This window comes from Roseovarius sp. MS2, assembly GCF_051447875.1.
In the GTDB taxonomy this organism is placed as follows: Bacteria; Pseudomonadota; Alphaproteobacteria; order Rhodobacterales; family Rhodobacteraceae; genus Roseovarius; species Roseovarius mucosus_A.
This window is the reverse complement of record NZ_JBKHVF010000001.1, coordinates 883,446-896,969: the sequence shown is the minus strand read 5'-3', so window position 1 is coordinate 896,969 and position 13,524 is coordinate 883,446. Positions and strand designations below refer to the sequence as shown.

Sequence of the window (13,524 nt, the reverse complement as noted above, 5' to 3'; positions counted from 1 at the left end):
CCATGACCACCGAAGTCCGCGTCCCCACCCTTGGCGAATCCGTGACCGAGGCGACCGTCGCCACATGGTTCAAGAAACCCGGCGATCCCGTCGCCGCCGACGAGATGCTGTGCGAATTGGAAACCGACAAGGTAACGGTCGAGGTGCCAAGCCCCGCCGCTGGCACCATGGGCGAGATCGTGGCCCAAGAGGGCACGACCGTCGGCGTCGATGCGCTGCTTGCCACCATTTCCGCAGGCGAGGCCAAAGCCGCCCCCGCCAAGGCCGACAAGGCCGAGAAACCCGCCAAGAGTGACAGCGCCGACACCGGCAGCAGCGTTGACGTGATGGTGCCCACCTTGGGCGAGAGCGTGACCGAGGCGACCGTGTCGACATGGTTCAAGAAGGTCGGCGATCAGGTGGCCGCCGACGAGATGCTCTGCGAGCTGGAAACCGACAAGGTGTCGGTCGAGGTGCCCGCCCCCGCCGCGGGCACGCTGACCGAAATCCTCGCCGCTGAGGGCACGACCGTGCAGGCCGGTGGCAAACTTGCGATCCTGTCGTCCGGGGCCGGTGCCGCCGCCCCCGCCGCCGCCCCCAAGGCTGAAGAGGCCGCAGCGCCCGCCGCCGCAAGTGGCAAGGATGTCGAGGACGCCCCCGCCGCGAAAAAGGCCATGGCCGAGGCCGGTCTTAGCCGCGATCAGGTGCAGGGTTCGGGCCGTGATGGCCGCGTGATGAAAGAGGATGTGGCCCGCGCCGCAGCCGCCGCCACACAGGCCCCCGCCGCTGCTGCCGCCCCCGCCCAAGCGCCGCGCGCCCCCGCCCCGGCCGAGGATGTGGCCCGCGAAGAGCGCGTCAAGATGACCCGCCTGCGCCAGACCATTGCCCGCCGCCTCAAGGACAGCCAGAACACCGCCGCCATGCTCACCACCTATAATGAGGTGGACATGACCGAGGTGATGGCGCTGCGCAACCAATACAAAGACGAGTTCTACAAGAAGCACGGCGTGCGCCTTGGCTTCATGTCGTTCTTTACCAAGGCCTGCGTGCATGCCCTCAAAGAAGTGCCCGAGGTCAATGCCGAGATCGACGGCACCGACATCGTTTACAAGAACTTCGTGCATATGGGCGTCGCCGCAGGCACGCCCACCGGCCTTGTCGTGCCGGTGATCCGAGATGTGGATCAGATGGGCTTTGCCGCGATTGAAAAGGCCATCGCCGAAAAAGGCGCACGCGCCCGTGATGGCAAGCTCAGCATGGCGGAAATGCAGGGCGGCACGTTCACCATCTCGAATGGTGGCGTCTATGGCTCGCTGATGTCCTCGCCCATCCTCAACCCGCCGCAATCTGGCATTCTGGGTATGCACAAGATTCAGGACCGCCCCATGGCGATCAACGGTCAGGTGGTGATCCGCCCGATGATGTATCTGGCGCTCAGCTATGATCACCGCATCGTCGACGGCAAAGGCGCTGTCACCTTCCTCGTGCGCGTCAAAGAGGCGCTCGAAGATCCCCGCCGGTTGCTGATGGATTTGTGAGGCGGTTAGTAGCATGGACCTGATAGGTGGCCTCTCCGCTGCGAAGTTAGCGATTGATATCGCTAAAGACCTTCGTTCCATAGATCGCTCGGTTGATGAGGCCACCTACAAGCTCAAACTCGCTGACCTTTCGTCCGCGCTTGCCGAAGCTCAAGTAGCACTGAGCGACGCAAGACTCCGTGTAAATGAATTGGAGGCGCAAGTTCGGGATATGAGCGATGGAACGCTTTGTCCAATTTGCAGAAAAGGCAGACTTAAGGCCATGAAGGTTACTCCTCATGATTGGTCTGGTGCAGAGTTTCATACTTTTCGTTGTAACTGCGAAACCTGCGCTTACGAGACTACGAGAACCTACGATCCCACTCGTGGCGTCTACTCAAGCAAGAACGAGTAACATGACCCCCGAACTCACCGCCCTCGCCCTCGCCGCCCTGCTGCAAGCTGTGCAATTCGTGCTTTACGCCATCCCGGCCAATCTCGAGCTTGGGCCGGGCTACACCATGTCCGCGCGCGACCGCGAGCCTACGAAACAACTCTCGCCGAAAACCGCCCGCCTTGGCCGCGCGCTTTCCAACCATTTCGAGGGGCTGATCCTCTTTACCATCGCGGTTGTGGTCGTCACGCTCGGTGCAACATCGAGCCCCGTCACCGCCGCCTGCGCCTATACCTACCTTGCCGCCCGTGTGGCCTATATTCCCGCCTATTATTTCGGCCTGCGCCCGTGGCGCTCGCTCATTTGGGCGGTGGGCTTTGGGGCCACGCTGCTCATGCTGCTGGCGGCGGTCTTATGATGTTTCATCTGGCTCAAAATACCTCGGGGGAGGCGCGCGCAGCGCGACGGGGGCAGCGCCCCCTCTCTGCCCCGCCCGCACCGACGCAAGACCGATAGAATACCGACGCGGCCCCGCCGCGCAAAACGAAAGGATCTGACCCATGGCCTCTTACGACGTAATCATCATCGGCGCTGGCCCCGGCGGCTATGTCTGTGCCATCCGCTGCGCGCAACTGGGGCTGAAAACCGCCGTGGTCGAAGGGCGCGCCACTTTGGGCGGCACCTGTCTCAACGTGGGCTGCATCCCCTCCAAGGCGCTTTTGCACGCCAGCCACATGCTGCACGAGGCCGAGCATAATTTCGCCGCCATGGGCCTCAAGGGCAAGTCCCCCTCGGTCGATTGGAAACAGATGCTGGCCTATAAGGATGACGTCATCGGCCAGAATACCAAGGGCATCGAATTTCTGTTCAAAAAGAACAAGGTAGACTGGCTCAAGGGCTGGGGCTCGATCCCCGAGGCGGGCAAGGTGAAGGTGGGTGATGATGTCCACGAGGCCAAGCATATCGTCATCGCCTCTGGCTCTGTGCCTGCCTCGCTGCCGGGTGTCGAGGTTGATGAAAAGATCGTTGTCACCTCCACCGGCGCGCTGGAACTTGGCAAGATCCCGAAATCGCTGGTGGTGATCGGGGCAGGTGTGATCGGGCTTGAAATGGGGTCGGTCTATGCCCGTCTCGGGGCCGAGGTGACGGTGGTTGAATATCTCGACGCGATCACCCCCGGCATGGATGCTGAAGTGCAAAAGACCTTCCAGAGAATACTGAAGAAACAAGGGATTAACTTTGTCATGGGGGCCGCCGTGCAATCGGTCGAGACGCTCAAGACCAAGGCCAAGGTGCATTACAAGCTGCGCAAGGACGACAGCGCGCATCAGTTGGATGCCGATACCGTTCTGCTCGCGACGGGCCGCAAACCCTATACGGACGGGCTGGGGCTGGCGGATCTCGGCGTCGAGATAACCAAGCGCGGCCAGATCGCCACGGATGACCATTGGCAGACCTCGGTCAAGGGCATCTACGCCATTGGCGACGCCATCGAAGGCCCGATGCTGGCCCACAAGGCCGAGGATGAGGGCATGGCCGTGGCCGAGGTGCTGGCGGGCAAGCATGGGCATGTGAATTACGGCGTCATTCCCGGCGTGATCTACACGCATCCCGAGGTTGCCAATGTCGGCGCAACCGAAGAAAGCCTGAAAGACCAAGGGCGTGCCTATAAGGTTGGCAAATTCTCGTTCATGGGCAATGGCCGCGCCAAGGCGGTTTTTGCGGGCGATGGTTTCGTGAAAATCCTCGCCGACAAGGAAACGGACCGCATCCTTGGCGCGCATATCATCGGGCCAGCGGCGGGGGATCTCATCCACGAGATTTGTGTGGCGATGGAATTCGGGGCCTCTGCGCAGGATCTGGCACTCACCTGCCACGCGCATCCCACCTATTCCGAGGCAGTGCGCGAAGCGGCACTTGCCTGCGGCGATGGGGCGATCCACGCGTGAGCGGGGCGGCGCGATGACGCCCCTCGTTTCGGTCGTCATCCCCGCTTTTCAGGCGGGCGGCAGTTTGCCCGCCGCCCTTGCCTCCATCGCGGCCTCTGGGCTGCCGCCAGAGCGTATAGAGGTAGTGATCGCCCCGGATGATGGGCAGGGCTATGACGATCTGCCCGATCTTGGACTGCGCCTGATCCGCTGTGCCACGCATCACATGGCCACTGGCGCAGGCCCTGCGCGCAATCGTGCTATCGCTTGCGCAACCGCGCCGATGATTGCCTTTCTAGATGCGGATGACACATGGGAGCCGGGCTATCTGGCGGCCCTGATGCCCTTGGCCCGGTCGCATGGGGCCGCCTTTGGGCGGACCCGTATTCTGCTTGGGACTGAGGCGCTGTTGCATTTGCCCGGCGGGGGGCAGACCGCCCTTGGCTTTGCCGATCTGGGGCGCACGGGGGCCAGTTTTCATCCGGTGGCGCGGCGCGGGTTGGTGGGACCGTTTCGCAATCGGCCCGCGCAGGATGTACTGCACGCCATGGAAATCCTCTCGCTGGTCGGCGGGCGCGCGCCCTTGGGCCAAACCAGCTATAATCTGCATCTCAGCGCGCAGAGTGCCACGGCGCAGGCCGCCTTTGCCCGCCGGGTTGAACAGGCGTACCGCGACCATATGCGCGCGATCGAGACGGGGCGCACCCGGATTGCGCCGCAGCATGGCCGCGCCGCGCACCACGCCTTTGAGGCCAAGTCGCGCCTCAACCGGGCCTATGCGCAGGCCGGCAAGGCCGAGTTCTTTTACCAATTCATGAAGTCCCGGTTGGCGGTCTAGGGGTTGGGCGCGCCGACCCGGAGCGCCTTACTTGCGCGCGGGCTGTTCTGGATCAAATCCCGCCTCGCGCATCAGCGCGTTTGACGCACCTTCGATATCGTGCTCCAGCCGCGCCATAAAGCTGTTGCGGTCCAGACCCTGCGGGATAGGAGGCAGGAATTCCACCACCGCCAGCCCCGGCTTGCGATAAATGCCGCGCTTGGGCCAGAACACGCCGACATTGGTCGCGGCGGGCACACAGGACACTCCCATCTGCTCATAAAGCACGGCAGTGCCGATCTTGTAGGGCATTTTGACCCCCGGTGCCACGCGGGTGCCTTGGGCGTAGATGATCAACTGGCCGGGGGTCTGCGCCCCGCGCGCCACATCCTCGACCATCTTCTTGATCGCAGCGCCCCGCTTGCCGCGATCCACAGCCACACAGCCGATCCGCATTCCGTAAAGGCCGATCACCGGCGTCCAGAGAATTTCGCGCTTCATGATAAAGCGGCCAGTGGGCAATTCGCTGAAAATCAACAGAATATCGAGAAAGGATTGATGTTTTGAGGCGATCAAAACTTGGCCATCAGGCGGGGTGCCGCGCACTTCGGTGCGCAGGCCCACCATCCAGGCCGCGGTCCAACGGACCCAGCGGCAATAGGCCTTGCATCCAGCCAGAGCCCCCTTGCGGCTGACAATCGCGGCGGGCATGTAAACCAGCCCGACCACGGGCAGCATCACATACATCTGCGCCACAAAGAGCAGCGAGCGCACCCATTGAACGGCAAACCTCATGGCATATCCTTCAAGGTACGCTGCGCGGCAAGCCGGGTGGCAAGAAAGGCCACAGAGGCCGCCAGCAGCGGAATGATCAAGGGCCAGACCCAGTGCCAGCCCTGAAATCCGAGACCAGTCAAAAAACCGCCCTCAATCTGCGCACTGGGTAAAAGCAGGATCGCGCCGCAGCCCAGAACCACGCCGACGCAGGCGCCGCTGAGTGCCCGAAGCGTGAAACGACGCACGAAGGCATGGGCGATATAGGTATCCTGCGCGCCCACAAGGCGCAGCACGCTGATCACCTGCGCATTGGCTGCAAGGGCCGCGTTGGCCGCCAGCGTGATCATCGCCCCGACCGCCGCCCCGATCAGGATCAGCGACACCCACCCCAAGAGGCGCAACCGGCTGGCCGCGCGCACCAGAGGTTGCCGCCAGCGGGTGTGATCGTCGAGCATGGCCCCCGGCACCTCGGCGCTCAGGCGCAGGCGCAGGCCCTCGGCGTCAAACCCATCGGAGGTTTCGATCACTTCGATCAGGCGTGGGATCGGAAGATCGGAAATGGGCAGGCCGGGGCCAAACCACGGTGCCAAAAGCGCCGCCTGCTCTTCATCTGTGAGGGCGCGGGCACGGTCCACCCCGGCGGTGGTTTCAAGCACGCGCAGCGCTGCTGCGGTCTGCGCTGCCATCTGGCCTTCGGGGGCCGAAATCCGCACGGTTGCTGTGCGCGCCAACTCGTCGCCCCAGCGATCCGCCAGCCGCCCGGTTGCCAGTGACAAGGCAAGGGCGAAAACCGCGAGAAAGGCCATGACGCCCGCGCTGAACAGCGTGAGCCAAGCGGTAAAGCCGGTCGGCGGCACCACGCGGTCGGCCTGTCCATCGCTGCGCAGCAGGGTCTTGACCTGCGTAAGATCGAGCTTCATAGATCCGCCCCCGCCAATTGCAGCTTGCGCGATGCAATCCGCAGGACGCGCGCCTGAACATGGCTTTTGGCGGCGCGGATCAGGGCGAGGTCGTGGGTGGCGATCAGGATCGTCTTGCCCATCCGGTTCAACTCAATCAACAGGCGCAAGAGGCGCTGCGACATTTCCCAATCGACATTGCCGGTCGGTTCATCCGCCAGCACCACATCGGGCGACATGATGACCGCGCGCGCAAGGGCGGCGCGCTGGCGTTCGCCCCCCGACAATTCCGGCGGCAGGGCATTGGCGCGTTCCTTAAGACCGACCCAGCCGGTCAATTCGCGCAGATTGGCATCCTCAGCCAAAAGATCACGCCCCGATACGGCCAGCGGCAAGGCGATGTTTTCGGACACGCTCAGATGATCGAGAAACTGGCAATCCTGATGCACCACGCCGATCCGTCGCCGGATCATCGCGATATCGTCGCGCTCCATCGTGCGCCGTTCCTGTCCGAACAGGCGCACCTGTCCCGCCGTGGGGACAAGCGCCCCATAACACAGCTTGAGCAGCGTCGTTTTGCCCGATCCCGACGGTCCGGTCAGGAAATGAAACGAACCGGGGCTGAGCGCCAGCGATACATCTGCCAGCAATTCCCCGCCACCATAACTATAGGCCACATTTTCCAGCTCGATCACGGCTGTCCCCTTGTCACTCACAGCCCCTAAATGCCCCAGAGGCCACACATGTGCAATGATCCTGCGCGTGATTCGCTTTGGCCTTTTCCGAAAGCCGCGAACCGCCTATGCTGACGGCAAACGAGAGGGGCCGGACAACGGCGGCAAGAAGCAGGTGGCAGAATGAGGCTGATTTGCCCGAATTGCGGCGCACAATACGAGGTGCCCGACGAAGTGATCCCGTTGAGCGGGCGCGATGTGCAATGCTCCAACTGCGGGGACACGTGGTTTCAGCATCATGCGTCGCATGCGCCCGACGCCTCGGGCGACGATGATCTGGGGCCTCCGCCGCGTGAGGAAGACGTGCCGCCGCCCGCGCCGCCGGTCACTGAGGACCTATCCGACGCGCCCTATGAGGACGACGAGTACGACGACGATCTGTTGGACGAAGATTTTGCAGAGCCAGAGCCCGCGCCCGCCCGTCCTGCGCGGCGTGGCATTGATCCGGGCGTTGCCGATATCCTGAGGCAAGAGGCAGAGCGCGAGCGCCAGGTGCGCAGCGCGCCGGGGGGCATTGAAATGCAGCCCGACCTTGGCCTGACAGAGCCGGAGTTGACCGAGGATGAACGCACCCGCCAGGCCCGTGCCCGGATGGAGCGTCTGCGCGGCACCTCTGGCCCTTCGGCACCGACCGCGCCCGAGATGCCCGATGCCCATGCCAGCATAGATCCCTCATCCCGGCGCAATCTCTTGCCTGATATCGAAGAGATCAACTCGTCGCTTACCTCGACCGGCGACCGCGCAGACCCTGCGCAAAGCCCGATGCCCGAGGATATCGAATTGCCGGTTGGGCGTGGCGGTTTTCGCAGCGGCTTTCGGCTGGCGATCATTACCTTTGGCTTGGCGGCGCTTGTCTATGCTCTGGCGCCGCGTCTGGCCGCATCTATTCCCGCCGCCGAGGCACCGCTGACGCAATACGTCAGCGCGGTCAATATGGCGCGGGTTTGGCTTGATCAGTTGGTCGGAGGCTGGTTCTAGGGGTCTTGACCTCTGGCTATGGGCGGCGCATGTCCCGTGCATGCGCCCTAGTGGAGACCTGCCATGAGCTTTACTCGTTCGATCAAGATCGCCCCGTCCATCCTATCGGCGGATTTCGCCAACTTTGGCGCTGAAATCCGCGCCATCGAGGCCGAGGGCTGTGATTGGGTGCATGTCGATGTGATGGACGGGCATTTCGTGCCCAATCTGACCTTTGGTCCGCCGCTCTGTGCCGCCATTCGCCCGCATATCAAGACGGTGATGGACGTGCATCTGATGATCTCGCCGGTCGATCCCTATATCGACGCCTTTGCACAGGCGGGGGCTGATGTGCTGACCGCGCATCTTGAGGCGGGGCCGCATATCCACCGCACCTTGCAGGCCATTCGTGAGGCTGGGTGCAAGGCGGGGCTGGCGCTTAATCCCGGCACGGGCATCGACGCGGTTGAGCATCTGCTTGATATGGTGGATCTCATTTGTGTGATGACGGTCAACCCCGGCTTTGGCGGGCAAAAGTTCATCCATAGCCAGATCGACAAAGTCAAACGGCTGCGCGCGATGATTGGCGACCGACCCATCCATATCGAGATTGACGGTGGCATCACCACGGAAACCGCCCCCCTGATGGCGGCGGCAGGGGCCGATGTGCTGGTGGCGGGCTCTGCGGTGTTCAAGGGCGGCAGCGTCGACAATCCGGGCGTCTATGGCGAGAATATCCGCGCGATCCGTCGCGCGGCAGAGGCGGCGACCGGTGCCATGGCATGAGCCGTGCGGTCATTTTTGATCTCGACGGCACGCTGATCGACAGCGCGCCGGATATCCATGCAGCCGCCAACCGCCTGATGGCACAGCATGGGTTTGCGGCGTTCACGCCCGACGAAACCCGCAGCTTTATCGGCAGCGGCGTGCCGCATTTCATCACCTGTTGCCTGACGGCGCGCGGGCGGGCAGGGGATGGCGCGCTGCGCGCCCGAATGATCGAAGAGTTCATCGCCGATTACGAAACCGCCGTGACCCTGACACAGGTTTATCCGGGTGTCATGGGCGCGCTCGATGGGCTGGCGGGGGCCGATCTTGCCCTTGGTCTCTGCACCAACAAGCCCAAAGGTCCTGCTCATGCGGTCTTGGCGCATCTGGGGCTGGATGGCTATTTCCCAGTGATCATCGGGGGTGACAGCCTGACCGTGCGCAAGCCGGACCCGGCCCCGCTTCAGGCCACCGCCGCAGCGCTTGGTGCGCGGGACGTCATCTTTGTCGGCGATAGCGAGGTTGATGCGGAAACCGCAGCGCGGGCGGGCGTGCCTTTTGTTCTGTATACCGAGGGCTATCGCAAAGGGCCGGTCGAGCGGATCACCCATGACCGGGCGTTTTCGGATTTCACCGACCTGCCAGGGCTGATCACAGACCTCTTGTCCTGAGGGGGATTGCGCGGGCATACTCGCCCCATGCGAACCCGTTTGACCGAGGCCTTTGGCCTGACCCATCCCATTCTTTGCGCGCCAATGGCCTTTGCGGCCGGGGGGCGGCTTGCGGCGGCTGTGACCCATGCGGGCGGGTTGGGCCTGATTGGCGGGGGCTATGGCAATGCCGACTGGCTGGATAGTGCCTTTGCCGAGGTGGGGAATGCGCGGGTTGGATGCGGGTTCATCACGTGGAAAATGGCCGAGAATCCGGCTGTTCTGGATCAGGTTCTGGCGCGCAAACCGGCGGCGCTCTGCCTGTCGTTTGGCGATCCAGCCCCCTTTGCGCCACGGATTGCCGATGCTGGCGTGCCGCTTGTCTGTCAGGTTCAGACCCTGCGTGATGCGCAACGCGCTGCGGACTGCGGCGCGCAGGTGATCGTGGCGCAGGGGGCCGAGGCCGGGGGCCATGGCGAGCGGCGCGGCTCGATCACACTTGTGCCCGAGGTGGCCGATTGGCTGGCGGTTCACGCCCCCGAGGTGCTGCTCGTGGCGGCGGGGGGCATTGCCGATGGGCGGGGATTGGCCGCCGCCCTTATGCTGGGGGCAGAGGGCGTTCTGATCGGCTCACGCCTCTGGGCCTCTGCCGAGGCGCAGGTGTCTGAGGCGATGACCGATGCTGCGATTGCCGCCACCGGCGATCAGACGATCCGCTCCACGGTGATGGATGCCGCGCGCGATCTGCGGTGGCCCGCGCGTTATACGGCGCGGGTGCTGCGCAATGCAGTGACAGAGCGGTGGCATGATGATCCCGATGCACTGCGCACCGATATGAGCGCGCGCGCTGACTGGGCTACGGGCTGGGCAGCGGGTGATCCTGACCGCGCCAATACCTTTGTTGGCGAGGCGACGGGGTTGATCCATGACCGCCCGCCGGTGGCCGAGATCATCGTGCGCATGGTCGAGGATGCCGAAGCGCTGTTCCGGCGCGCGCCGGGCTGGGCACAATGACCCTGCCAGATCGCCTGCGCCAAGAAATCGCTGCGCGGCGCGCCGACCTGATCGCGCTGACCCAAGACCTGATCCGTATTCCGACGCGCAATCCGCCGGGCGAGAACTATCGCGAGATTTGTGATTATCTCGACCGTCGTTTGCGTGCATCGGGGTTCGCGACCGAATTGATCCGCGCCACAGGGGCCCCCGGCGACAGTGACCGGCACCCGCGTTGGAACATCGTGGCGCGGCGTGAGGGCGCGCGCCCCGGCGCTTGCGTGCATTTCAACAGCCATATCGACGTGGTCGAGGTCGGCCATGGCTGGAGCGTGGACCCCTTTGGCGGGGCGGTGATCGACGGGAAAATCTATGGTCGCGGCGCCTGTGACATGAAGGGCGGACTTGCGGCAAGCATCATCGCCGCAGAGGCGTTCATCGCCACCTGCCCCGATTACGCCGGGGCCATCGAGATCAGCGGCACGGCGGATGAAGAATCGGGCGGCTTTGGCGGCGTGGCCTATCTGGCCGAGCGCGGCTATTTCAGCCCCGGCCGGGTGGATCACGTCATCATTCCGGAACCTTTGGGCAAGGATCGGATTTGCCTTGGGCATCGCGGTGTCTGGTGGGCCGAGATCGAGACCCACGGCGAGATTGCCCATGGCTCTATGCCGTTTCTGGGGGATTGCGCCGTGCGCCACATGGGCGCGGTCATCGCGCGGATGGAGGAACAGCTTTTCCCGGCACTGGCGGCCCGGCGCACCGAGATGCCCGTGGTTCCCGAGGGCGCGCGGCAATCGACGCTCAACATCAATTCCATCCATGGCGGAGAGCCAGAGCAAGACGCCGATTACACCGGCCTGCCCAGCCCTTGCGTGCCCGACCGTTGCCGGATGGTGATCGACCGGCGATTCCTTATAGAAGAGGATATCGGCGCGGTCGAAACAGAAATTCGCGACCTGTTAGAGGCGTTGCGCCAAGGCAGGCCGGGGTTTGACTATACGATCCGGGAATTGCACCGCGTCCTGCCCACAATGACCGACCGCGATGCGCCGGTGGTAGGGGCGGTGGCGCGGGCGGTGGATCAGGTGTTCGGCCATGCCGCCGATTACGTGGTCAGCCCCGGCACCTATGACCAGAAACATATCGACCGGATCGGGCGGCTGAAGAACTGCATCGCCTATGGTCCGGGCATCCTCGATCTGGCGCATAAGCCGGATGAATATGTGGGGATCGACGATATGGAACACTCGGCACGCGTGATGGCGCTTGCCCTTGCGGAGTTGCTGGGGGTTTGAGTTCGCTGTTCAGCAAATACTCAAAGAGCGGCGCGTGTTGCGGGCGCCGGACTTTGAGGGTTTAGACACCGGTGAAACCGCTCAGCTTCCGATCGCGATATTGTCGATCAGGCGCACGCCCGCAAGCCATGCGGCCGCAAAGAGACGGGCCGGGCGCGTGGGGGCCGCCAAGGCCGATAGATCGTCCTGCGCGCGCAGATCAAGGTAATCGACCCCGGTAAAGCCCGCGCGTTCCAGCCGCGCCACAGCCTTCGTATGCAGCGCTTGGAAATCGGTGCCGTCGCGCAGCCCGTCGGCGATCTGCTCCATCACCTCATGCAGCACGGGGGCCGTGGTGCGGGCGCGGTCCGACAGCAAAAGGTTGCGCGAGGACATGGCCAGACCGTCGATTTCCCGGATCGTCGGGCAGCCATGCACAGTGATCGGAATATCGAGATCCGCCGCCATCCGGCGCACGACCATCAGTTGCTGATAGTCTTTTTCGCCGAAAAAGGCGTCGGTGGCCGCCGTCTGGGTAAAAAGCTTGGTCACGACAGTGGCCATCCCGTCGAAATGGCCCGGTCGATAGACACCCTCCATCACATCGGTGAGGCCCGCGACAGAAACGGTGGTGGCGAAATGTGGCGGATACATCTGATCGCCCTCCGGCACCCAGAGGGCGTCTACCGCAAAGCGTTCCAGCTTGCGCGCATCCTCGGTTTCGGTGCGGGGATAGTTCTTGAGGTCTTCGGGATTGTTGAACTGCTTGGGATTGACAAAGATAGTCACGATCACCCGGTCGCAGATGGCCTTGGCTGCCGCTGCGAGTGACAGATGCCCGTCATGCAGTGCGCCCATGGTGGGCACGACGCCAATCGTCTCGCCCGCAAGAATCCAAGGCCGGGTGGCGGCACGCAGCGCGTCAAGGTCGCGCAGAATGGGCGCGCTCATCCGCGCGGGGCCTTGTCGGCAAAGGTATGTTCGGGCGCGGGGAATGTCCGGGCGCGCACCTCGGCGGCATAGGCGGCAATAGCCGCCTCTCCTTCTGCGCCCAAGCTGGCGTAGCGCTTGACGAATTTCGGTTTGAAGGCGGTGAAAAGCCCCAGCATGTCATCGACCACGAGGATTTGCCCGTCGCAGCCCACCGAGGCACCGATGCCGATGGTTGGAATGGGGATTTCGGCGGTGATCCGGTCGGCCAGCGTGGCTGTGACCTTTTCCAGCACCACCGAAAAGGCCCCTGCCGCGCTGACGGCGCGCGCATCGGCCAAGAGCGTCTCGGCGGCATCACCGCGCCCCTGCACCTTATAGCCGCCAAGCGTGTTGATGGACTGCGGGGTAAGGCCGATATGCGCCATCACCGGCACGCCACGCGCCACGAGAAAGGCGATGGTGTCGGCCATGTGCCGCCCACCTTCGAGCTTGACCGCCGCAGCGCCCGTTTCGCGCATGATGCGCGCGGCATTACGGAACGCCTGCTCCGGGCTTTCCTCGTACGAGCCAAAGGGCATGTCGATCACCAGCATGGCATGGCTCAGGCCGCGCGCCACCGCCTGACCGTGCAGGATCATCATCTCCATCGTGACACCGAGGGTCGAGGGCAGGCCATGCACCACCATGCCCACGCTGTCGCCCACCAGCACAAAATCACAGGCGGCGTCCATCATTCGCGCCATCGGTGTTGTATAGGCCGTGAGGCTGACGATGGGCGTGCCGCCTTTCATCGCGCGGATATCCTCCGGCAGGGGGGCGGTCTTGTTGGCAGTGGCGCTCATAGGCTGAATTCCGGTCATTTCTGCATTGCGGCGCACGCTATCAATCCTCGCCAGAGAAA

At 63.7% G+C, this 13,524-nt stretch carries 15 protein-coding genes; 10 read left to right on the top strand and 5 right to left on the bottom strand.

What is annotated here, in order from left to right:
- Nucleotides 1-2 precede the first annotated feature (2 nt).
- The 5 genes from odhB (at nt 3) to ACLGGT_RS04430 (ending at nt 4,656) form a co-directional block, all read left to right on the top strand.
- Complete coding sequence (odhB, locus tag ACLGGT_RS04450) at nt 3-1,517, top strand: 2-oxoglutarate dehydrogenase complex dihydrolipoyllysine-residue succinyltransferase (RefSeq protein ID WP_219435928.1); 1,515 nt, start codon at nt 3-5, stop codon at nt 1,515-1,517.
- Between the two features lie 13 nt (nt 1,518-1,530).
- On the top strand, nt 1,531-1,911 hold the full coding sequence (locus ACLGGT_RS04445; protein ID WP_437195136.1) for a hypothetical protein: 381 nt from the start codon (nt 1,531-1,533) through the stop codon (nt 1,909-1,911).
- Nucleotide 1,912: 1 nt separating this feature from the next.
- Entirely contained in the window at nt 1,913-2,308 is a 396-nt protein-coding gene (locus ACLGGT_RS04440) for an MAPEG family protein (protein ID WP_437195135.1), read from the top strand.
- A 142-nt stretch (nt 2,309-2,450) separates the two neighbouring features.
- Nucleotides 2,451-3,839 (top strand): dihydrolipoyl dehydrogenase, encoded by a 1,389-nt coding sequence (gene lpdA, locus ACLGGT_RS04435; RefSeq protein ID WP_081507496.1) that lies wholly within the window; start codon nt 2,451-2,453, stop codon nt 3,837-3,839.
- A gap of 13 nt (nt 3,840-3,852) precedes the next feature.
- Nucleotides 3,853-4,656, top strand: coding sequence for a glycosyltransferase family 2 protein (locus ACLGGT_RS04430; RefSeq protein WP_437195134.1), 804 nt, complete (start codon nt 3,853-3,855; stop codon nt 4,654-4,656).
- A 27-nt stretch (nt 4,657-4,683) separates the two neighbouring features.
- On the opposite strand, the gene ACLGGT_RS04425 is transcribed toward ACLGGT_RS04430, so the two are convergent.
- From ACLGGT_RS04425 to ACLGGT_RS04415, 3 genes are read right to left on the bottom strand one after another with little or no spacing between them, the layout of a single operon-like run.
- On the bottom strand, nt 4,684-5,430 hold the full coding sequence (locus tag ACLGGT_RS04425) for a lysophospholipid acyltransferase family protein (protein WP_437195133.1): 747 nt from the start codon (nt 5,428-5,430) through the stop codon (nt 4,684-4,686).
- Nucleotides 5,427-6,332, bottom strand: a complete 906-nt coding sequence (locus ACLGGT_RS04420; protein ID WP_437195132.1) for a cell division protein FtsX — start codon at nt 6,330-6,332, stop codon at nt 5,427-5,429. The genes ACLGGT_RS04425 and ACLGGT_RS04420 overlap by 4 nt, the downstream gene beginning before the upstream one ends.
- Nucleotides 6,329-7,006, bottom strand: coding sequence for a cell division ATP-binding protein FtsE (locus ACLGGT_RS04415; RefSeq protein WP_037296773.1), 678 nt, complete (start codon nt 7,004-7,006; stop codon nt 6,329-6,331). Before ACLGGT_RS04415 ends, ACLGGT_RS04420 begins: the two co-directional genes overlap by 4 nt.
- A 162-nt stretch (nt 7,007-7,168) precedes the next feature.
- Between ACLGGT_RS04415 and ACLGGT_RS04410 the strand changes: the two genes are divergently transcribed.
- From ACLGGT_RS04410 to ACLGGT_RS04390, 5 genes are all read left to right on the top strand, one after another.
- A complete protein-coding gene (locus ACLGGT_RS04410; protein WP_037296770.1) occupies nt 7,169-8,023 on the top strand; it encodes a zinc-ribbon domain-containing protein in 855 nt (284 codons plus the stop codon).
- Nucleotides 8,024-8,086: 63 nt separating this feature from the next.
- Complete coding sequence (gene rpe / locus ACLGGT_RS04405) at nt 8,087-8,788, top strand: ribulose-phosphate 3-epimerase (RefSeq protein WP_437195131.1); 702 nt, start codon at nt 8,087-8,089, stop codon at nt 8,786-8,788.
- Nucleotides 8,785-9,441 (top strand): phosphoglycolate phosphatase, encoded by a 657-nt coding sequence (gene gph / locus ACLGGT_RS04400; RefSeq protein WP_437195130.1) that lies wholly within the window; start codon nt 8,785-8,787, stop codon nt 9,439-9,441. The genes rpe and gph overlap by 4 nt, the downstream gene beginning before the upstream one ends.
- 27 nt (nt 9,442-9,468) lie before the next feature.
- Nucleotides 9,469-10,434 carry an NAD(P)H-dependent flavin oxidoreductase gene (locus tag ACLGGT_RS04395; protein ID WP_437195129.1) on the top strand — a complete coding sequence of 322 codons (966 nt, stop codon included), beginning with the start codon at nt 9,469-9,471 and terminating at the stop codon, nt 10,432-10,434.
- The gene (locus tag ACLGGT_RS04390) at nt 10,431-11,711 is read left to right on the top strand and encodes an acetylornithine deacetylase/succinyl-diaminopimelate desuccinylase family protein (protein WP_437195128.1); all 1,281 of its coding nucleotides are present in this window, start codon (nt 10,431-10,433) and stop codon (nt 11,709-11,711) included. The genes ACLGGT_RS04395 and ACLGGT_RS04390 overlap by 4 nt, the downstream gene beginning before the upstream one ends.
- A gap of 81 nt (nt 11,712-11,792) precedes the next feature.
- On the opposite strand, the gene panC is transcribed toward ACLGGT_RS04390, so the two are convergent.
- Both panC and panB read right to left on the bottom strand, forming a co-directional pair.
- Nucleotides 11,793-12,641, bottom strand: a complete 849-nt coding sequence (gene panC / locus ACLGGT_RS04385) for a pantoate--beta-alanine ligase (protein ID WP_437195127.1) — start codon at nt 12,639-12,641, stop codon at nt 11,793-11,795.
- Nucleotides 12,638-13,465, bottom strand: coding sequence for a 3-methyl-2-oxobutanoate hydroxymethyltransferase (panB, locus tag ACLGGT_RS04380; RefSeq protein WP_008279470.1), 828 nt, complete (start codon nt 13,463-13,465; stop codon nt 12,638-12,640). The genes panC and panB overlap by 4 nt, the downstream gene beginning before the upstream one ends.
- Nucleotides 13,466-13,524 lie beyond the last annotated feature (59 nt).

Coding starts and splice junctions, on each gene's coding strand:
- ACLGGT_RS04410 (WP_037296770.1), top strand. CDS start 7,169: ATGAGGCTGATTTGCCCGAATTGCGGCGCACAATACGAGGTGCCCGAC.
- ACLGGT_RS04420 (WP_437195132.1), bottom strand. CDS start 6,332: ATGAAGCTCGATCTTACGCAGGTCAAGACCCTGCTGCGCAGCGATGGA.
- odhB (WP_219435928.1), top strand. CDS start 3: ATGACCACCGAAGTCCGCGTCCCCACCCTTGGCGAATCCGTGACCGAG.
- ACLGGT_RS04445 (WP_437195136.1), top strand. CDS start 1,531: ATGGACCTGATAGGTGGCCTCTCCGCTGCGAAGTTAGCGATTGATATC.
- panC (WP_437195127.1), bottom strand. CDS start 12,641: ATGAGCGCGCCCATTCTGCGCGACCTTGACGCGCTGCGTGCCGCCACC.
- panB (WP_008279470.1), bottom strand. CDS start 13,465: ATGAGCGCCACTGCCAACAAGACCGCCCCCCTGCCGGAGGATATCCGC.
- ACLGGT_RS04425 (WP_437195133.1), bottom strand. CDS start 5,430: ATGAGGTTTGCCGTTCAATGGGTGCGCTCGCTGCTCTTTGTGGCGCAG.
- ACLGGT_RS04390 (WP_437195128.1), top strand. CDS start 10,431: ATGACCCTGCCAGATCGCCTGCGCCAAGAAATCGCTGCGCGGCGCGCC.
- ACLGGT_RS04430 (WP_437195134.1), top strand. CDS start 3,853: ATGACGCCCCTCGTTTCGGTCGTCATCCCCGCTTTTCAGGCGGGCGGC.
- lpdA (WP_081507496.1), top strand. CDS start 2,451: ATGGCCTCTTACGACGTAATCATCATCGGCGCTGGCCCCGGCGGCTAT.
- ACLGGT_RS04440 (WP_437195135.1), top strand. CDS start 1,913: ATGACCCCCGAACTCACCGCCCTCGCCCTCGCCGCCCTGCTGCAAGCT.
- gph (WP_437195130.1), top strand. CDS start 8,785: ATGAGCCGTGCGGTCATTTTTGATCTCGACGGCACGCTGATCGACAGC.
- ACLGGT_RS04395 (WP_437195129.1), top strand. CDS start 9,469: ATGCGAACCCGTTTGACCGAGGCCTTTGGCCTGACCCATCCCATTCTT.
- rpe (WP_437195131.1), top strand. CDS start 8,087: ATGAGCTTTACTCGTTCGATCAAGATCGCCCCGTCCATCCTATCGGCG.